We start from the raw sequence: 19,204 nt of genomic DNA on the forward strand, positions 1-19,204 counted from the left end.
AGCCTTTGGTATCACACAGCAAAGACTCGGCGGAGACGCCCACTCTCGCCGAGAGCGTCTACCAGCGAATCCGGCGCAACATCCTCGAAGGCCGGATCATGCCGGGCACACGGGTGTCCATTCGTTCGCTCGCCGAATCGGTCGGAGTGTCGACGATGCCGACCCGCGAGGCGCTCAAACGTCTGAGCTTCGAGGGCCTGGTCGAGTACGACCGGCGCGCGGTCACGATAAGTACGTTGTCGCCGAAGGCCATTCGCGAACTTTTCACGATCCGCCTACGGCTTGAGCTGCTCGCGACCGAATGGGCGCTGCCTCGGCTCGACGCCGAGACGACCGTGGCGTTGCGCTCGGTTCTCGACCGGATGATTGTCCCGGGAATCAGCGCCATCACCTGGCGCGAGCTCAACCGTGAGTTCCACCAGACGTTCTGCAGCTGCGGCGACAGCCGTTACCTTCTGGAACTGATCCACAACATCTGGGATCGCATCCAGCCGTACATGGCGATCTACGCGTCGGCGATGCACGACTTCACCGAAGCCGACCGTCAGCACGAGCACATGTATCAGCTGATGCTCGCACGAGACCTCGACGGCCTTCTCGATGCCACGACCCGGCACCTCGAGCACACCGCAGAAGCCATCGTCAGCGCACTGGGCGCCGACACAACCACCGGCAGGGGGAACAACGTGAACTACGAGGAGCTTTCGATCAGCTCTTTCCACCGACTCGTCGAATCCGGCGGGGCCACCAGCGCCGATCTCACCGCCTGGTATTTGGATCGCATCGCAACACTCGACTCCATCGACAATCCCGACGGTCCCCAGCTCAACTCGGTCGTGACCGTCAACCCCGCAGCGCTCGACGAAGCTCGCGCGCTCGACGAAAAGTACGCACGCACGGGCACCCTCGTCGGCCCGTTGCACGGCGTGCCGATCCTGATCAAGGACCAGGGTGAAACCAAAGGTATCCCCACGGCATTCGGATCGACCGCGTTCGCGGACTACATCCCGGATACCGATGCCACCGTGGTCGACCGCCTGCGCAGGGCCGGCGCGGTGATCCTCGGCAAGACCGCCATGTGCGACTTCGCCGCAGGATGGTTCTCCTTCTCCTCACGCACCGACCACACAAAGAACCCGTACGACCTCGATCGTGAGACCGGAGGCTCGAGCGCGGGCACCGCTGCGGCAGTGACCGCCAACCTCTGCCTCGTCGGCATCGGAGAGGACACCGGCGGATCGATCCGCCTGCCGTCATCGTTCACAAACCTCTTCGGGCTGCGGGTCACCACCGGGCTGGTCTCCAGAACCGGGTTCTCGCCACTGGTGCACTTCCAGGACACCCCAGGACCCATGGCGCGCAACGTATCCGACCTTGCTGCGGTGCTGGACGTCATCGTCGGCTACGACCCCACCGACTCGTACACCGCACTGGCGACCTCCGGTCCCGAAGTCGGTGACTACGGTGAGGCCCTCGACGGCGTCGACGCCGACACGCTGTCCGGTTTCCGCGTCGGGGTACTGACCGACGCATTCGGGGCCGGCGACGACCAGGAACTGACGAACAGTGTCGTGCGCGCTGCCATCGATCGCCTACGACACCACGGAACAGGCGTGGTCGACGGCATCGTGCTCGGCAATCTCGAAACCTGGGTGGCCGAGACCTCGCTGTACACCATCCAATCCAAGTTCGACCTCGAGAAGTTCCTGGGGTCCCGCAGGCACACAGGACCGACGACGATCCGCGAAATCGTCGATCACGGAGACTTCCACCCGCTCACCGACCTGTTGGCCGACATCGCCGACGGACCGTCAAACCCCGAAGATCATCCCGAGTACTTCAAGAAGCGGACGCGCCAGGAGGATTGGCGACGCACGTTGCTCGCGAAGATGGCCGAAGCCGAGATCGACTTCCTCGTCTACCCCACCGTTCAGGTGCCTGCACCGACCCGAGCCGATCTCGCCGCGAAACGCTGGACCGCACTGAACTTCCCCACCAACACCATCATCGCGTCGCAGACGTCGTTGCCCGCGATGAGCATTCCCGTCGGCTTCACCGACTCAGGCTTGCCGGTGGGGCTGGAAGTCGTCGGACGACCGCTCACCGAGCGTGCGCTCCTGCGGTTCGCGCGCGCCTGGGAACTGGCCGAGGCGCCCCGCCGCCAGCCCCAGATCGAGGCATCGAAAGCGCGGGTGACGATGTGACCGTCATCGACCTCAACGCCGACCTCGGGGAGAGCTTCGGCGTCTACACCTACGGTGCTGACGCCGAGATGATGCCGTTGATCACCTCGGCCAACATCGCCTGCGGTGGCCACGGCGGCGACCCGGCCGTCATGCGCACCAGCGTCGCGCTCGCCCACGCGCACGACGTGGCTGTCGGTGCCCACGTGGGGCTTCCGGACCGCTTGGGGTTCGGCAGGAGAGAAATCCCGACGACCGCGCAGGAGGCGTACGACCTCTGTCTGTATCAGGTCGGTGCCCTGGACGGCTTCCTCCGCGCGCAGGGTACTGCCATGCAACATCTCAAACTGCACGGATCGCTCTACATGATGGCCAACCGGGACCGCGACCTCGCCGAAGCCGTGTGCGCTGCCGTCACCGCACTCGACCCTGCGTTGCTGATCTACGTGCTGCCAGGTTCCGCACTGCACACCACGGCCGTGGAGACCGGCCTGACGCCGGTGATCGAGATCTTCGCCGACCGCCCGTACCGCGACGGCGTCGTCCAGATGTACGACCGCACGGCCGAACTCATCGGTGGCCCCGACCAGGTGGTCACGCGCACACTCTCACAGTTGGCGGCCATCAGCGAAACCACCGGCACCGATGTTCACCTGACCGTGTGCGTCCACAGCGACACCCCTGGCGCCCCTGCGCTACTCGCCGCGGTACGCAGCGCCCTCACCGCCGAGGGCCACACGTTCCGGTCGCCCACCGAACCGGCGTCAGCGACGACGCGAAAACCCATCCTGACCGCCGCCCTCGGCGGCGAATAGTTCAGAAAGTCCGCTCATGACAACATCCCGTCCCATCAGCGCCTCATCACACACACCGCCACGAGACGAACCACTGCACCTGGAATCGGAATTCGAAGACCAGCCGGTCCCGCAGTCACACCGGCGCTCCACGTTGTCGATCTCGGCCGTGTGGTTCGGCTTTCCCATGGTGCTCACGTGCGCCATCTTCGGCGGAACCATCGTCTACGGACTCGGTTTCTGGAAAGGCGTACTGGCGATCGTCGTCGGCAACGCCGTTCTGTTCGGCTACGTCGGCGCGCTGTCGTATCTCGCAGGCAAGACCGGCAAGAACTTCGCACTGAGCGCGGCCGAAACCTTCGGACAACACGGTTCGAAGATCGTCACCGGGTTTCTCGCCACCGTCGTGATCGGATGGTTCGCCTTCCAAACCGGGCTCACCGGAGCAACTCTCAACCTGTCCCTGGGCTGGAGCGAAACACTGATCGTGCTGATCGCCGGGCTCCTCTACATCGGGGTCACGTTCATCGGCATACGCGCGCTGACCGTCATCGGGATGATCGCCGCGCCACTGTTCATCGTGCTGGGCGTCACGGCCGTCTTCCTCGTCACCCGCGACGACGGTTGGGGCGCAATCGCCTCCTACGAAGGCGCCGGAACCGGTGCGACCGTGCTGTCGATCGGCGCCGCGGTGACCGTCGTGGTCGCCAGCTTCATCGACTCGGGCACCATGACCGCGGACTTCACCCGTTGGTCCAAAGGCGGAAAGGAAGCTGTCATCGCGGCTTTCAGCGCCTTCCCGGTCGCCAACCTCATCGCCATGCTCACCGGCGCGGTGATCGTTGCCGCAGGCGGCGCCCTCAACCCGGCCACCGACGGCGGCGACTTCCTGCCGATCCTCGTCGACCACGGCGCGATCCTGACGGTCCTCGCGGTGATTTTCGTGTTCGTCAACCTCGGATCCGTCTGCTCACACTGCCTGTACAACGGCGCCGTGGGGTGGAGTCAGCTCGTCGGCTCCAGGATGCGCATCCTCACCCTCGTGCTGGGCGCCCTCGGATTGGCGATCGCACTGGCCGGAGTGTGGAGCCACTTCCCCACCTGGCTGAACCTCCTGGGCATCTTCGTCCCGTCGATCGGCGCCGTCGTGATCGTCGACCAGCTGCTTACGCGTCGCGCATGTTCGCGTAGGGCGGCAACGTTGCGGGCAGAGCCCTTCGCCGCCTGGATCATCGGCGCGGCCTGCGCGTACGCCACACATCACTGGGCTCCTCAGTTGAGCGAGGCCGTGGCCGGAATGGTCTGCGCCGCAGTCGCATACCTCCTGATCGACATGGTATCGGGTCGCCGGAGCTCCGCCGAGAACGCGGATTCCACGGTGAGCGAGGTGGTCGCATGACCGGGCTCGACGGATTGAACCCGACTCCGGGCGCACTCGTCCTGGGTCTCGTGCAGGCGCGAGTTCCGGTCATCAAAGAGCCCGGTGACCTCAAGTCGACGGCCGAACGTCTCGCGGGGATGGTCGTCGGCGCCAAGAAAGGCATGCCGTCGATCGACCTGGTGGTCATGCCCGAATACAGCATCAACGGCCTCGACCCCGACACCTGGCTCGACGACTCTCTGCTGTGCGACCGAAACGGACCGGAGATGACCCTGCTGGCCGATGCCTGTCGGGACGCCGGCGTCTGGGGATGCTTCTCGATCATGGAGCGCAATCCCGGTGGAGCACCGTGGAATTCCGGCATCATCATCGACGATCACGGTGAAGAGAGACTCTACTACCGGAAGATGCACCCGTGGGTGCCTGCCGAACCGTGGGCACCCGGCGACCTCGGCGTCCCCGTGTGCGACGGCCCTTCGGGGTCACGACTCGCGCTGATCATCTGCCACGACGGCATGCTGCCCGAGATGGCACGTGAGGCGGCATACAAGGGCGCCAACGTGATCCTGCGCACGGCCGGCTACACCTATCCGATCCAGCACTCATGGCGGATCACCAACCAGACCAACGCCTTTCACAACTTAGCTTACACGGCGTCGGTTGCCTTAGCAGGTCCCGACCAGAACAACATCTGGTCGCAGGGCGAGGCGATGGTCTGCGATGTCGACGGCACGATCCTCGTGTCCGGAGACGGCACACCGGACCGGATCGTGACCGCCGAGGTCGTTCCCTCCCGCGCCGACGAGGCACGACGGACCTGGGGCGTGGAGAACAACATCTACCAACTCGGCCACCGCGGATATACCGCCGTGACGGGTGGCGCCCAGGACTGCCCGTACACCTTCATGCAGGACCTGGTGGCCAGGACTTACCGGTTGCCATGGGAGGACGAGGTGCGGCACGTGGACGGCACGGGAGCGGGCTGGGGCGCGCCGGAGACCGTGCGGGCGAAGTAGGCTCGTGCGCCTGACTCCGTGTGAATCTGCGCGCGGTCCGGGTTTGTCGGACCCTTCTGCGATGATGGGGTCATGACGTCGGCAGCGACTTCTCCTGCTGCTCAACCAACTCCGGTTGAGCGGTTGGAGGTGCTGTTCGATGCGTTGGCGGAGTTGACGGGTCAGCGTAATGCGATCGACGCGAAGATTGTGCAGATCGTGGCCGAGATCGATCGTGACGGGTTGTGGGGCGCCACGGGTGCCCGGTCGATTTCGGCGTTGGTGGCGTGGAAGACCGGAGCCTCGGAACGTAACGCCAAGGCGATCGCCGCGGTCGCACACCGCGCCGAGGAGTTTCCGCGGTGTGTGCAGGGTTTGGGTGAGGGGCGGCTGTCGTTGGATCAGGTCGGGGTGATCGCCGAGGGCGCAGCCGACGGATCCGATGAGCATTACGCCGCATTGGCGTCGGTGGCCACGGTCAGCCAGTTGCGCAAAGCGATCAGCCTCGAACCCAAACCGGAACCCGAACCGAAACCTGAACCGCGGCGGTCGATCAGAACGAATCCGGGCGACGGGTACACGACGTACCACATCACGTTGCCGCGGTCGGAGGCGGCGAAGTTCGACACCGCGCTGGAGGCCAGCCACGAGGGGTTGATCGCCCGGTGGGAACGTGAGCAGGATCCCGGTGACCCGGCGGTGCCTATGCCCGATCATGTGGATGCGTTCATGGCTCTGGTCGAGACCGGCTGGGACCGCGAGGCCACCCGGCGCCCGCACGGTCAGCACACCGCGGTGGCGGTGCACGTGGATCTGAAGAGCAAGGTGGCCGCCCTGCATCTGGGGCCGCTACTCGGCGATGACGAGCGCCGCTTGCTGACCTGTGATGCGACTTGTGAGGTGTGGTTCGAACTCCGGGGCCGGGTGATCGGCACCGGGCGGGCCACCCGCACGGTCAACCGCCGGCTGCGCCGCGCCCTGGAGCATCGCGACCGGTGTTGTGTGGTGCCCGGATGCAGCGCAACCCGCGGTCTGCACGCCCACCACCTGGTTCACTGGGAAGACGGCGGACTGACCGAGATGGCCAATCTTGTGCTGCTGTGCCCCTATCACCACCGCGCGCATCATCGGGGCCTGATCACCATCACCGGACCGGCCGATCAGCTCACCGTCACCGACGACAGAGGCCGCTTGTTGACCAACCAGTCGCTGGCCCGCACCCCCACCACGCCACCGCCGACAGTCCCACCGTGTCCGGGCCCGCTCGGCGAACGCGCCCAATGGTGGTGGTACCAACCCTTCGGACCCCAACCACCACCGTCAGCCAACTAGGTTGAGCGACGAGATGTCGCGCTCTCCTGACGCATCGGCGCGCCAGTCATCAGCCGTCGCGCCGCACTACGTGCACCGGCGGCCGGCATGACTGGTTGAGCGTCCGTCGGTGATCACGGGGCGCCACAATGTGTTTCCGCAACGTGCTTTTGCGCCCCTGCAGATGCGTGGCGTGCCCCCAGATCGGCGCGCTTCCGCGAAGACGATTCTCTCGACTCCCTCGACCTGATCAGAGTGCTTGCCGCAAAACCCGCAGCAATGTAAGCCGAGGCGATGACCGCTGCGACGACGGGGAGGCCGCTATCCCACGAAGCGTTGTACTCGACGATGAGCCCCACGATCGCAACACCGACCAGCACCCCCAACTGACGGTTGGCGTTCAAGATCGCGCCGGCGTGATTGGCGTGACGGTCGCCTGCGGCGGCGACCGTCGCGGCGGTCATGGACGCCGTGACAAGTCCCGCTCCACTGTTGGCGATCCCCAGCACGAGCGCGAGAAGCCAGTACGGCGTCTCCCGATCGACGCCGATCAGAAGCAGTGTCGCTACGCCGGCGACCGACAAACAGACACTCATGATGGCCGCGTTGCTGATTCGGTGGTGGATGCGGGTGTAGAGGATGTTGCCCAGTGGAAAACACATCGTCATCGGCAGCAGCTGCAGGCCCGCTTCCATCGGCGAAACATGGCGGGCGTTCTGGAAGAACAGTCCCATCGCGTACAGACAGCCGTACAAGGCCCCACTGTAGAGAAAGCCGACCGCGTTGACAGTGGAGAACACTCGACCACGGAAGAGATCCCAGGGCACAACGGGATTGACGGTGCGCCGCTGCTGCACAAGGAGCACCCCTCCACTGATGACCACGACTGCTGCAACGATGACGCTGACCGGTGAACGGAAACCGCTGCTGTGCCCTTGGATGAGCAGGAAGGCCGCCGCCCCGACACCACCCAACATCGTCAGATGACCTACGGGCGAGACACGTTGTCGTGTTCCCGAAACCCTCGGGACGACCCTCAAAGTGAGTGCCATTCCGACGACTACGACGGGAATGTTGATCAAGAAGATGCTGCGCCACCCGAAAGAACCGATCAGAACGCCGCCGAGGGAAGGGCCGATCGCCGCGGCAGTCGCCACCATCGCGGACCACAGGCCCAACATCCGGGCGCGGCGCGACGGTTCGGTGAACTGGGCGATCAGCAGTGACAGTGAGCTGGGCATGAACATGGCCGCACCGATGCCCTGTACTGCACGGGCGCCGATGAGAAATACCGGCGAAGGTGCCACCGCACATCCCAAGGACGCTGCGAAAAACACCCCCATGCCCAGCATGTAGAGCCGTCGGCTGCCGAAGGAGGTCGCCAAGCTGCCACCCAGGAGCAACAGAGACGCGTATGTCAGCACATATGCGTCGACAATCCAGGTCAGCATCGCCGTGGTGCTGCCGAAGCTCTCGCCGATGGACACCGTTGTGACGTTGACGACCGTCGAATCGATCGACGCCATGATGAATCCCGAAGCCAGAGCGGCCAGTACAAGGACAGGGCGGCGAGCGGCTGACTTCACGGGTACCCCTAAGCGGACGGCGACATTCCGCTTGGATGGTAGACCAAGCGGAATGTCGACGTCCACTTAAGGTAATCTTGAGCCATGACCGAGCCATCGCATGCCTTGAGACTGTTGCTCGGAACCCGTCCCCCGCGCGCAGATGCCGAACGGAACCTGAACTCGTTGCTGGCCGCGACGAAGCAGATCGTTCTCGACGGCGAACTCAACCCGTCAGCCGCGCAGATTGCCGACGCTGCGGGCGTGGGCGTCGGAACCCTGTACCGACGAACGCTCGGTAAAGAGACATTGCTGGCGGCGGCCGTGATCGATCTGCTCGATGAGGTCTGTGAGCGCGCCACCCTCGCAGCCACAGGCGAATCGTGGTCGGCCTTCGAGCAGTTCGCCCTCGACTACCTACGCATTCGCAAGATCACGTGCTCGATCACTCACGCTTTGGAAGACGAGTTCGACGGCGGGGTGGCCGACGCCAAAAAGCGGACACGGAAGGCCTTCGAGGTCCTCACGAGGCGACTGCACGAATCCGGGATCGTCGACCCCGATGTGGACGCTGCCGATCTGATGGTGCTGCTCGCCTCGATCGACGTCACGGAGGACACCCTCGGCCTGTCGCCCAACCCGAAACGGCGGCAACGGGTCGTCCAACGGATGCTTGCAGGTATCCGTACGGGACATTGATCGACATCATCGGACGGCGCATGCGGAAAGCACGGCGCTCAGACCTTCCTGCAGATCTTTGACGAAGAATTCGGGGACCTCCAGTGACGGAAAGTGCCCTCCGCGATCGGGCGAGTTCCACCGCACCATCTGCCGGTACCGCTCCTGCGCCCAGGGGCGCGGGGATTTCTCGATGTCACGCGGGTACATGGTGATGGCAGATGGGACGTCGACCCGGAGTTCGGGGTCCAGGGAGTTGTGGCTTTCGTAGTAGATGCGCGCCGCCGACGCTCCGGTACGGGTCAGCCAGTACAGGGTGACGTCGTCGAGGATGCGATCTCGTGAGATGGCCTCGAACGGGCTGTCTTCGGTGTCCGACCAGTCGGCAAACTTGTCGAGGATCCAGGCGAGGAGCCCGACCGGTGAGTCCACGAGCGAATAGCCGATGGTTTGCGGTCGAGTGGCCTGTTGTTTGGCGTAGGCTGCGCGGCGGCCCCAGAAATCGTGGGTCTCCTCGGTCCACCTGCGCTGGGTTTCGGTCAGTCCGTCGGTGGACAGCCCTGGCGGCGCCTCGGCGAACGTCGAGTGGATTCCGAGGACGTGGTCGGGAAATCGGCCTCCGAGGACCGTGGTGATGTTGCCACCCCAGTCGCCGCCGTGGGCGAGGAACCTGTCATAGCCGAGCCTGTCCATGAGTTGCACCCAAGCGGCTGCGATCTTTTCGGTGCCCCAACCGGTGGTGGATGGCTTGTCGCTGTAACCGAACCCGGGTAGCGACGGCGCGACGACATGGAACGCCGGAGCGGCTGGGTCCTCTGGATCCGCCAATTCGTCTATCACATCGACGAATTCGGCGACGCTGCCCGGCCACCCGTGCGTCATGATCAGCGGCGTGGCGTCAGTGCGCGTCGATCGCCGGTGTAGGAAGTGGATCCCTAAATTGTCGATGGTGGTGCGGAATTGGCCGATCTCGTTCAACCGCGCTTCGAACTTCCGCCAGTCGTACCTGGTGCGCCAGTAATGCGCCACCTCGACAAGGTCGGCGAGGGGAACACCCTGGTCCCATCGCCGTGGGTCCGGTCTGTCGCGGTAGACGGTCTCGGTTTCGGGCAGGCGCGCCGCGGCGAGCCGCATGCGCAGATCATTCAGTTCGGCGTCGGTTTCGTGGATCACGAATTCGCGGATATCGACGTTCGGAGCGGCCATGTGTCCGCGCACCCCCTCGGGTTGTCGGTCGACGGCCACAACACGAGAACCGCCTAAGCCGGTTCTACCATCGTCCGCCCAGAGGGGCAACCTGCTAAGGTGGTTCCGTGTCCGGCGAGTATCCCGAATTCCGCCTCGGCAGCGTGCTCGCGACAAGCTTCACCGCGACCCTGACCGAACGTCAGGGCGATTCCGTCGAACGCATCCCCACCCCGCAACGTCTCGCCGATTGGTTGACCGTGAGCGGCCTCGCAGTCGATTCGTGTACGCCCGCCCAACTCGAACGTGCCAGGGAGCTGAGGGAATCCATTCATGCGGCTGCGACGGCCACTGCGAATGGAGATCCCGTTCCGGCCTCAGCCCGCCAGGTGATCAACGACTGCACCATGCAGGGCCGCGCGGCCGCGATCCTCACGGAGGACGGCAGACGGAAATGGCGCCTCAACTCGGTCGAAGATGCCCTCAGCGTGATTGCCGGCGATGCGATCGACATCCTCGCGGGTGAACGCGATGGGAGGTTGGCTCTGTGCGCATCGCCGACCTGTCGCGCGGCGTTCTTCGACACCAGTCAGAGCCGTACCCGGAAATGGTGCGAGATGAACACATGCGGTAACCGCCAGAAGAAGGCTCGCTTCATCGCGAATCAGCGCAAGAACCGCAACTCGGAGCGGGGCCAGGTCAAAGGATCGAGTAGCAGGTAGAAGCACGCTGTCCGCTGTGATCGCGGAGCACGGCTGCTCCCGACTCCCCTGCCGTGACCGGCGCCCAGCCGGCAGTTCCATCTGGCAGCAGATCTGGCGACGGTCTCATCCCGTGGGATCCTATGGAATCAGTACCACTTTGCCGAACACCCGCCCCGCCTCGAGTTCGGCGTGGGCCGAAGCGGCATCGGCCAGCGGCAACTCGCAGTGGACAACCGGTGTGATCGCACCTCGGTCTGCGCCTGCGAACAGTTCGGTGCCCGCGGTGACGATGGCCGGGTTCTCGACAGAGTTCAGGCTGAACGCCGAGAACGTCGGCGAACGGTGGAAGTTTTCGAGCAGCACTCGACCGAAATCTTCCGCAGGTGCACCGCCGACCCCACCACACAGGATGTATCGGCCGTTCGGTTTGAGTTTGGCGACGTACGATCCCAGTTGCGGGCCGGCCACGGTGTCCACGATCAGATCGTAGGACCGCGAATCGGATTCGCCCGATGCGTGGCGATCGACGACGTGTTCGGCACCCAGCGCACGCAGCCGTTCGCCGCGAAGAGCCGATGACGTGGTCGCCGTGACATGCGCTCCGCGCGCGTTGCAGATCTGCACGGCCATGATGCCGATACCACCGCCGGCCCCGCGGACGTACACCGATTCTCCGGGGGCCGACCCCATCCGTTCGACCGCGATTTTGGCCACCAGCGCGTTCATCCCGAGCGCGACGGCAGAACGCGCGGAGACACCGTCGGGAAGCGGGATGAGCTGATCGGAGGACACCGCAACATATTCGGCGTATCCGCCACCCGTCATCGGCATTGCGAGAACCCGTCGACCGAGCCACCCCGCGTCCACGCCGTCGCCGAGTTCGCTCACCACGCCGGCGATTTCGAGTCCGGGAACGAAACCGGCCTCAGTGAAGGCGTGGTAGTGCCCCTCGCGCGCCATGACATCGACATATCCGACGCCGGAGGCCTCGATACTGATGAGCACTTCACCGGGAGCGGGTCGGGGGTCGGGAACTTCCGACAGTTCGAGAACATCGGGGCCACCGAACTGCTCGACAGATATTGCTTTCACTCTTCAGCTACTTTCTGTTGGGCCGGCGGCGATTCCGCGCAGCACGTAGTCGACGATGTGTTCGCTGAGCGCCGGATCCAGGTCTGCGTGCGCGAACAGGAATCGGTAGATCACGGTCGCCGCCAAGAGGTCTTGGGCGAGCTCGAAGTCGAGATCGGCCCGCAACTCACCGCGTTCGACGCCGCGACGCAGGATTCGGTCGGCCCGTTCGCGGCGCGGACGCCACACCGAATCCAGGAACCGACGTCTCAGATCACCGTCGTCAGAGAGATCGACGACCAGGGCGGGCAGGATCCGGCCGAGCATGACATCGCCCATCGAGACGCGTAGCTCCTCGACCAGAACGATGAGGTCCGAACGCGTTGAACCGGTGTCCGGCACAGCCATCGACACGTTGTCCCGAGTCATCGCATCCACGACGACGTGCCTCAGTGACGGCCAACGCCGGCGGATCGCCGGCTTCGTGGTCCCTGCTCTCGCGGCGAGTGCCTCCATCGTCAGATTGCGGTACCCGATCTCACCGCACAGTTGTCGCGTCGCGTCGACAACGGCCTCGGTGATGCTGTCATCGCGAGGTCGGGCCATGGCGCCCCCTTTCGATACCGCCGTTACATTCCGTACCGCACCGGAACATAACCACGGCACCCACGTGCCTATTCCCCGCCGTCCCATCCCCTTGCGGGCAAGCGCGACCGGCCTACACTGGCTCATCGTGCAAATCGTCGCCATCCACATCGCGCCCGGACGCAAGGTGCCGACTCGTTCGGTCCAGGAGGTCCGGGCCGAAGCGGGCAAGGGACTGGTCGGCGACCGTTATCACGGGGCCAAACACCGGCACGTCACCATCCAGTCACGTGAACTGCTGGATCACGCGGCGGCCGATCTCGGGCGCGATGTCGACTCCGGCGCCACCAGGCGCAACCTCACCGTCGACGCCGGTCCCCTGCCCACCAAGCCGGGTGCCCGGATCCGGATCGGCGACGTCGAACTCGAGGTGGTGCGTATCGCCGCTCCCTGCCGGCTTCTGGACGACTGGATCGCACCTGGTGCGGCACGCGCGATGCACAACCGCGGAGGCACCGTGTTCCGGTTGCTGACCTCGGGCCCGATTCGCGTCGGTGACGAGGTGGAAGTGCCTGTTGCCGGCTGATTTTCAGCCTGCGGTCTGCTCGCGATAATGCCTGGCGATGTCGTCACTGGTGGTCAGCCACACGTCGGGCTGGCCGGCCAGAAAGCCCAGCGCCTGATCGAGGTACTTGTGCCGGAACGGCTGGCCGATCACGAAAGGGTGTAGCGCAAGCGCCAGTACGCGTCCACCGGTCGCGGAGTCGGCGTGCAGTTGCTCGTACTGATCGCGGACCATCTGCACGAACTCCGGTCCGGTGATCCCCTTGCTGAAGATCAACAGATCGTTGAGTTCCACGGTGTACGGCACGCTGAGCATGCCGGGCACGGTCAGCGGGTAGGGCTGGTCGTCGTTCGTCCAGTCGAGCACGTACTCAAACCCCAATTCCGCCAACAACTCCGGAGTGTGGTGGGTCTCGGTCAGACCGGGACCCATCCAGCCGCGAGGCTGACGGCCGGTCGCCGCCATAATCGTCTTGGTGGTTTCGGCGAGCACCAGGCGCTCGTCATCGACGGACATGCCGGTGTGCAGGATCGAGTTGGTCTGTCCGTGCGCAAGCCAGGTCCAGTCGCGCTGCACACCGGCGGCCACGATCTGCGGGTACTCGTCGACGACCATGGAGTTCAGCAGGACGCTGGGCCGGATCCCGTGCCGGTCGAGGCTTTCGATCATCCGCCAGATACCCACGCGCGCACCGTAATCGCGCCAGCCGTGATTCAGCGCGTCGGGACGCAGTTCAGCCGTTCCCTCCCAGATGCTCGTCGAGGGGTGGTCGGGCAGGAAGTGCTCGACGTTCAACCCGGTGTACACGGCCACGCGTGCATCGTTCGGCCACCGCAGCGGCGCTCGTTCGGTGATGGGGCTGTACTCGAAAGGGGGTCGTGAGAGCGTCATGTCCGCACGGTAGGGGCTGACACCAATGTCAGGGTCAAGCTATAACCTCTATATGCGAATCGGTGAACTGGCCGGCCGCACCGGCGTGAGCGAGCGGTCCCTGCGCTACTACGAGCAGCAGAATCTGCTGGTCTCTGACCGCACCCCGAGCGGTCACCGGGATTACCCCGACGCCGCCGTCGACCGCGTCATCCACATCCAGGAGCTCTACGCCGCCGGCCTCAACAGCCGCACCATCGCGTCACTGCTGCCGTGTATGCGCGACAGCGACGGGGCTCCTTCACCGCAGGCAACACCACAGCTGCTCACGGTGCTGACCTCCGAGCGCGATCGGTTGGAGAAGTCGATACGTGAGCTCGCAGCCTCGCGAGAGGTGCTCGACGGGGTCATCGCGAACGCGTCTGTGCCGATTCCCACCGATCGCGAGTGACCCGCCCGGGCGGCATGCAGAGTTCAGTCACCACGTTGGTCCCGACTGCGCCGCCCAGTGAAATCCTGGCGTCGGACCGCTATACCGCGGCAGCGCCTCGACGCAGATGCTCGACCTCGGCGCCGCTGATCGTGATCGCTGCGACGCCGATGCCCACCACGATGCCGACCGCTGTGTCAAAGACGCGATCAACCGCCGCACCCGGGGCCAACCCCGAGCCAAGCCCGGTGAGCAGCAACGCCATCGGCGTCACCGCCAGCGACGTCAACGCGTAGTTCACGGTGGACGCGACCTCTGCCGCGACCTGGAACACGATGATCGCCACCACGGCGCCCCAGTAGCCCAACGGCAGCGCCAACAGCCCTGCGGCCAGCACTCCGCCACCTACATTGCCCAGCAACCGTTGCACACCGCGGTGCACGGTGACGTGGTAACCGACACCCTGCATGGCAGCCACGGCGCCCATGGCAGCCCACATCGGATGATCCAGGCCGAGTCCCATCGCGGCCGCAGCGGCGACCGCTCCCGCCACCGTGATCCGCGCGCTTCGGGCCAGTAGCGCGCGGTGCGGTGCTCGTGTGAGCGTGACCCGCAGCGGTTCGCGCCGCGCCGTCTCCGGTTGAGTTGTCCCGTCTGCCCGGCGCAACTTCTGGAGCAGCCAGGGAGCCAGTGCCGCGACAGCACCCAACACTGCGCCGGCGGCCGTCACCGTGACCGCCCGAACGACGTCGCCCGCGTCGTGGGCGAAAGCCTGCCCGCCGACCGCGCCGAACACGAACACCACTGCCCCCGGGCCGACGATGTGCAGCGCCCACATGAGATATGCCGCGGCACCGGCCAGTAGCGAGATCACCAGCGTCGATACGACGACGCCGCTGCCGGTGGCCCCCAGCACGGCACCGATGCCAATGGCTGCGGTGATGCCGATCCCGAGCACGGCGAGACGGCCCGCGCGCACCGGATAGGGATCCGGTCGGCAGAACGCCGAGACCAGCGCTCCCAGCGCCGCGAATCCCGCGACGTCGCGGTGGCCGAACACTCCCCCGGCGACGAACACCAGCGTCACCGCGACGCCGACGCGCAACGGAACGGCCAGGCCGGCTTTGCGGAAATCGCCGCGAAGAACTCCGCGCCAACCCTTCGGTGTCACGGCGTGCGCCAGGGCGACATAGCCGTGGGGGAGGCGTCGGGTCACAGGGGAAGCAAGCACCGGGAAACTTTATCACTGTTTTACTTCTGAAATAGTTCTGGCTAACCTGGACCGATGGACGACGCAGCGGACGACGTTATGCTCACCGACACCGTCGACCACGTCCGTCACGAGTGGGCTAAGACGTATCCCCACCTCGACACCTCACCCATCGAAGTCCTCGGCCGCGTGCAGCGGATCGCGTCGATCTGCAACCACCGACTCGATCTCGACCTCGCACGGCACGGTGTCAACCGTTCGGAGTTCAGCGTGCTGAGCGCGCTGGCGCGGGCCGGACGACCACTGCGGGCCAGTGAGGTCGTCTCCACGACCATGCTGAGCGGTGCATCGATCACCAAGATTGCCGACAGTCTGGTCGGCCGCGGCCTTGTGGTGCGACAGAAGTCGGAGCGCGACGGGCGGGTGGTCCTGCTCGCGCCCACTGACGCCGGACGTGCCGTCGTCGACGACGAGATGCCCCGTCGCATCGCCGGTGACGCTCAACTCATCGCGGGCCTCACTCCGGCCGAACGCGAGACACTTTCCGGCCTGCTTCGGAAAGTCTGTGCCGCACTGGGTGATTGACCGTGGACATCATGGCCGGCCATATGCATGCCCGGAACGGTCGCAATCGGCCGCGATCCGAGCACTTCACACCGACGCCCGGGAGTTCGTAGAGTTGTCCGCATCGTGCCTGGATCCACACCATGATCGGTTGGCTCTTCGGACTGGGCTCGGCGGTGCTGTACGGCATGTCCGATTTTGTCGGCGGTCTGGCGTCGCGGCGGTCCCACTTCGTCGTTGTTGCCCTGCTCGGCCAGTGCGCCGGGCTGATCGCGTCTGCCCTGGCCGGTCTGATGATCGGCGCCGAATCGATACCGCGCAGCGATCTGTGGTGGGGCGCGCTGTCCGGCTTCGGAACAGCGGTGGGCATGGCGTTTCTGTTCCGTGGGCTCAGCCGTGGCGCGATGAGTGTGATCGTCCCGGTCAGCGCGGTGACGGGTGTGTCGATTCCCGTGCTGTTCGGAGTCGTCGTCGAGGGGCAACGGCCGTCGCTGCTCGCCTGGCTCGGCATCGTGGTCGCCGTTCCGGCGCTGTGGTTGGTGGCCGGGCGGCAGAGCCGGAACGCCGAAGGGCTCAAGGGATCTGGTGTCGGTGACGGTCTGGTCGCGGGCGTCGGAATCGCTGTGCAATACCTGGCTCTCGCGCACGCGTCAGCGGCGTCCGGCTTGTGGCCGGTTGCGGCTGGACGCGTCAGCGCAGTCCTCGTCCTGATCGTCATGGCGATCTTTGTCATGCGTCATCTGAAGGACGAGCACGATCGATCGCCGCTTCGGACAACGATGGCCTCGGGAGTGCTGGCAACATCGGCAGGCGTCCTGGCGGCGGCGGCCCTCGCCGCGTACGCGATCGCCACACGTCACCAACTTGCCGCCATCGCCGTGGTGCTGTCGTCGATGTATCCGGTGATACCGGTTCTCCTCGGCGTCACGGTGTTACGCGAACATCTCACCCGTCAACAGAGCGCAGGTCTTCTAGCGGCTGCGGCGGCGACGGTCCTGCTCGCCGTTTGAGGTGATGTCGCAGGGTTACCTGCCCTACCCGGAGGAAACGTCGACCTCGGCTGAACCCTTCTCTGCCAAGCCGGCCAGATGCTTGAGCGAGTTGTCCAGGTGCTGAGGATCGAACGGAGGGAAGCCGATGTGCTGCCGGATGGCGTCCGGCACCGCTGACCAGTCGTATGTCAGGGTGATCCTCGTGCGGGCGGGGGCGAGAGACTCGAGGTCGTAGCGCCAGGACCAACCCCCGAACTTGAGGGTTCCGTCGTCGGTGTCCTCGCCGGGCAGCCATGCGATCGCAATCGGCGGATCGAACACCTCGACCCGGTTGGCGACCGTGTAGTGCATGCCCCCGAAATTCCGGTGGTACATCGCCATTCGGAAGATCTGCCCTACCGTGGTCAGCTTTGCGCTGTCGAGGGATTCCCGCACCCAGCCGGTTCCGTCGATCGCGTGGTGCGCCGTGGGATCAGCGAGTACGCCGAATACGGTTGCGGCCGGCGCATCGACGATGCGCTCTGCCGTCATGATGTCATTGCTCATGTCGGTACTGACCGCAAAGGCAGGGAAAATTCATCGCGTGCGCGCACTGCGGTGTCGAAAGCGTTGCGACACAAGGTGAAGAGTCAGTGCAGGGCCGCGAGGTTCTGCACCGATTTGCGGACGTCGGAGGTGAGTACCTTCGCGACGAGAGATCCCACCGGTCCGCTGAGCAGCCCGCCCGAGAGGTCGGCCACAAGGTGGAAGCACGATCCGGCAGGATCTTCGCCCACTGTCATCATCAGCGCGATGCGAACGCCTCCGCGCCCGTGCCCGCGCATCTCGATCCGCCGCGGCTCGTCGTACTGGGTGACCTCCCAGTGGATGACGTTGCGGAAGCCCTTCACCTTGATCAGCGCAGAGACGCGTGTCCCCACCTCGATGATGTCGGGGACGGCGCTTCGCCACCCGCCGAAGATGGTCAGCCACTCGTCGAACCGCCCGAGATCAGATGCCAATTTCCAGGCCTGCTCAGGTGTCATCTGTGAGGCGACCTGCACCTCGACCTTCGCCATGTCGTCTCCGCGCTCTCCGTAGTGTTCAAACGATCCTGGTATGCGGCGGGGTCCGCAGCAATATCCTGCGAACCCCACCGAAGCTGGCCGGTCAGCCGATGCCGACGACTTCCTGGGCGATGGCTGCGAGCCGGGTCTGCGCCGCCGAGACGACGCGCTGGCGGTTCTTGTGGGCCTCTTCCCACGCGACGATGGTGCGGATGTCACCGGGATCGGTCAGATCCTTGATGGCCGAGATCGCGTCCTGGACCGTGCGCTCATCGTAATCCGGGATCGGGAGCTCAGCCGGATCGAGGGCACCGGCCGCGGTCCGCAGGCTGCGCAGCGCGTCGGCCGTCTTGTCTGCGCCGTCGCGGCGGGTGATGTTCTCCGCGGCAGTCAGCGCCGCATCACGGGACCCGGTGAGGACCCGGCCTGCGAGTTCGCCGGCGTACGCACCACGGTCGATGAACTGGTCGAACGTGGGACGAATGCTCCGGATGCTCTCGACGGCACGATCGATGCCCCGGGTCGACCACTGGGCCGGCAGGTTCGCCGCCCGCACAGCCAAGCCGACCGCAGCCTGGACGGGTGTCCGGCGCAGCGCGGCCGGCCCACCCAGGGCATCCTCGGCGAGCACGGTGGTCAGCCAGTCGACTGTCGCCGAGTGCGCTTCGATCAACCGGTCGGCGAGCCGGACCACGTCGGGTTGCTTGGCGGCAACCGCCAGCGCCTTGATGTAGCGGGAGCGGTCGAGGAGCTGGTCTTCGAGCGCCAGATCACCGAGCAGCGCCTCGTCGAAGGGCGCGGCCTGCTCGGTGAGCGCCTTCACCGCGGCGGCGGCACGCCCGAAGAACGGGCCGACGACGTCCGGGTAGCCGCCCAGGTCGCGGATGGCCTCCTCGATCGCCGCTGCGCGATCACGGCCGTTGGCGGCGTTCTCGCTGAGTTCGCGGCGGACCGCCTCGGTGCGGGCCTGGGCCACCCGGGTCTCGGCGACCTGGATTTCGGTGTTGGTGAGGTCGAGAACTGCGCGCAACTGCGCGAGCAACTTGGTGGTATCTGCGGTGGTCATGAATCTGCC

20 protein-coding genes are annotated in these 19,204 nt (G+C 65.5%); 11 read left to right on the forward strand and 9 right to left on the reverse strand.

The window, feature by feature from the left end; all coding sequences use genetic code 11:
- Positions 1 to 5: 5 nt before the first annotated feature.
- The 5 genes from AT701_RS17005 to AT701_RS17025 all read left to right on the forward strand — a co-directional run bounded on the left by AT701_RS17005 (position 6) and on the right by AT701_RS17025 (position 6,685).
- Positions 6 to 2,204, forward strand: coding sequence for an amidase family protein (locus AT701_RS17005; RefSeq protein WP_058127649.1), 2,199 nt, complete (start codon positions 6 to 8; stop codon positions 2,202 to 2,204).
- Complete coding sequence (locus AT701_RS17010) at positions 2,201 to 2,998, forward strand: 5-oxoprolinase subunit PxpA (RefSeq protein WP_058126264.1); 798 nt, start codon at positions 2,201 to 2,203, stop codon at positions 2,996 to 2,998. Before AT701_RS17005 ends, AT701_RS17010 begins: the two co-directional genes overlap by 4 nt.
- A 16-nt stretch (positions 2,999 to 3,014) precedes the next feature.
- A complete protein-coding gene (locus tag AT701_RS17015) occupies positions 3,015 to 4,376 on the forward strand; it encodes a cytosine permease (protein ID WP_058126265.1) in 1,362 nt (453 codons plus the stop codon).
- On the forward strand, positions 4,373 to 5,374 hold the full coding sequence (locus AT701_RS17020) for a formamidase (protein WP_058126266.1): 1,002 nt from the start codon (positions 4,373 to 4,375) through the stop codon (positions 5,372 to 5,374). Before AT701_RS17015 ends, AT701_RS17020 begins: the two co-directional genes overlap by 4 nt.
- Before the next feature lie 72 nt (positions 5,375 to 5,446).
- Entirely contained in the window at positions 5,447 to 6,685 is a 1,239-nt protein-coding gene (locus AT701_RS17025; RefSeq protein ID WP_058126267.1) for an HNH endonuclease signature motif containing protein, read from the forward strand.
- Between the two features lie 113 nt (positions 6,686 to 6,798).
- Here AT701_RS17025 and AT701_RS17030 read toward each other — a convergent pair whose 3' ends face one another.
- A complete protein-coding gene (locus AT701_RS17030) occupies positions 6,799 to 8,190 on the reverse strand; it encodes an MFS transporter (RefSeq protein WP_003894852.1) in 1,392 nt (463 codons plus the stop codon).
- Between the two features lie 225 nt (positions 8,191 to 8,415).
- On the opposite strand from AT701_RS17030, the gene AT701_RS17035 reads away from it, so the two are divergent.
- Positions 8,416 to 8,928: a TetR/AcrR family transcriptional regulator gene (locus AT701_RS17035; protein ID WP_223495624.1), complete on the forward strand. Its 513-nt coding sequence runs from the start codon at positions 8,416 to 8,418 to the stop codon at positions 8,926 to 8,928.
- Positions 8,929 to 8,934: 6 nt separating this feature from the next.
- Here AT701_RS17035 and AT701_RS17040 read toward each other — a convergent pair whose 3' ends face one another.
- The gene (locus AT701_RS17040; RefSeq protein ID WP_058126268.1) at positions 8,935 to 10,113 is read right to left on the reverse strand and encodes an epoxide hydrolase family protein; all 1,179 of its coding nucleotides are present in this window, start codon (positions 10,111 to 10,113) and stop codon (positions 8,935 to 8,937) included.
- 107 nt (positions 10,114 to 10,220) lie between these two features.
- On the opposite strand from AT701_RS17040, the gene AT701_RS17045 reads away from it, so the two are divergent.
- Positions 10,221 to 10,814, forward strand: coding sequence for a CGNR zinc finger domain-containing protein (locus AT701_RS17045; protein ID WP_058126269.1), 594 nt, complete (start codon positions 10,221 to 10,223; stop codon positions 10,812 to 10,814).
- A gap of 120 nt (positions 10,815 to 10,934) precedes the next feature.
- Here the strand turns inward: AT701_RS17045 and AT701_RS17050 are convergent, their stop codons facing one another.
- Together AT701_RS17050 and AT701_RS17055 are read right to left on the reverse strand one after the other, a co-directional pair.
- On the reverse strand, positions 10,935 to 11,888 hold the full coding sequence (locus AT701_RS17050; RefSeq protein WP_058126270.1) for a zinc-dependent alcohol dehydrogenase family protein: 954 nt from the start codon (positions 11,886 to 11,888) through the stop codon (positions 10,935 to 10,937).
- 3 nt (positions 11,889 to 11,891) lie between these two features.
- The gene (locus tag AT701_RS17055; RefSeq protein WP_011729044.1) at positions 11,892 to 12,473 is read right to left on the reverse strand and encodes a TetR/AcrR family transcriptional regulator; all 582 of its coding nucleotides are present in this window, start codon (positions 12,471 to 12,473) and stop codon (positions 11,892 to 11,894) included.
- Positions 12,474 to 12,600: 127 nt separating this feature from the next.
- On the opposite strand from AT701_RS17055, the gene AT701_RS17060 reads away from it, so the two are divergent.
- Positions 12,601 to 13,038, forward strand: a complete 438-nt coding sequence (locus AT701_RS17060) for an MOSC domain-containing protein (RefSeq protein WP_011729045.1) — start codon at positions 12,601 to 12,603, stop codon at positions 13,036 to 13,038.
- A 3-nt stretch (positions 13,039 to 13,041) separates the two neighbouring features.
- Here the strand turns inward: AT701_RS17060 and AT701_RS17065 are convergent, their stop codons facing one another.
- The gene (locus AT701_RS17065; RefSeq protein ID WP_058126271.1) at positions 13,042 to 13,908 is read right to left on the reverse strand and encodes a polysaccharide deacetylase family protein; all 867 of its coding nucleotides are present in this window, start codon (positions 13,906 to 13,908) and stop codon (positions 13,042 to 13,044) included.
- 52 nt (positions 13,909 to 13,960) lie between these two features.
- Between AT701_RS17065 and AT701_RS17070 the strand changes: the two genes are divergently transcribed.
- A complete protein-coding gene (locus tag AT701_RS17070) occupies positions 13,961 to 14,338 on the forward strand; it encodes a MerR family transcriptional regulator (protein WP_058126272.1) in 378 nt (125 codons plus the stop codon).
- 79 nt (positions 14,339 to 14,417) lie between these two features.
- Here AT701_RS17070 and AT701_RS17075 read toward each other — a convergent pair whose 3' ends face one another.
- On the reverse strand, positions 14,418 to 15,533 hold the full coding sequence (locus AT701_RS17075; protein ID WP_058126273.1) for an FUSC family protein: 1,116 nt from the start codon (positions 15,531 to 15,533) through the stop codon (positions 14,418 to 14,420).
- Between the two features lie 69 nt (positions 15,534 to 15,602).
- Between AT701_RS17075 and AT701_RS17080 the strand changes: the two genes are divergently transcribed.
- Both AT701_RS17080 and AT701_RS17085 read left to right on the forward strand, forming a co-directional pair.
- Positions 15,603 to 16,112 carry a MarR family winged helix-turn-helix transcriptional regulator gene (locus AT701_RS17080; RefSeq protein ID WP_014877695.1) on the forward strand — a complete coding sequence of 170 codons (510 nt, stop codon included), beginning with the start codon at positions 15,603 to 15,605 and terminating at the stop codon, positions 16,110 to 16,112.
- A 122-nt stretch (positions 16,113 to 16,234) separates the two neighbouring features.
- Positions 16,235 to 17,101 (forward strand): DMT family transporter, encoded by an 867-nt coding sequence (locus AT701_RS17085; protein WP_058126274.1) that lies wholly within the window; start codon positions 16,235 to 16,237, stop codon positions 17,099 to 17,101.
- A 24-nt stretch (positions 17,102 to 17,125) separates the two neighbouring features.
- Here AT701_RS17085 and AT701_RS17090 read toward each other — a convergent pair whose 3' ends face one another.
- The 3 genes from AT701_RS17090 to AT701_RS17100 all read right to left on the reverse strand — a co-directional run bounded on the left by AT701_RS17090 (position 17,126) and on the right by AT701_RS17100 (position 19,195).
- Positions 17,126 to 17,629: an SRPBCC family protein gene (locus AT701_RS17090; protein WP_011729049.1), complete on the reverse strand. Its 504-nt coding sequence runs from the start codon at positions 17,627 to 17,629 to the stop codon at positions 17,126 to 17,128.
- An 83-nt stretch (positions 17,630 to 17,712) separates the two neighbouring features.
- Entirely contained in the window at positions 17,713 to 18,141 is a 429-nt protein-coding gene (locus AT701_RS17095) for a type II toxin-antitoxin system Rv0910 family toxin (RefSeq protein WP_011729050.1), read from the reverse strand.
- Positions 18,142 to 18,232: 91 nt separating this feature from the next.
- Positions 18,233 to 19,195 (reverse strand): hypothetical protein, encoded by a 963-nt coding sequence (locus tag AT701_RS17100; protein ID WP_011729051.1) that lies wholly within the window; start codon positions 19,193 to 19,195, stop codon positions 18,233 to 18,235.
- Positions 19,196 to 19,204 lie beyond the last annotated feature (9 nt).

The sequence above is a fragment of the Mycolicibacterium smegmatis genome, assembly GCF_001457595.1.
Lineage (GTDB): Bacteria > Actinomycetota > Actinomycetes > Mycobacteriales > Mycobacteriaceae > Mycobacterium > Mycobacterium smegmatis.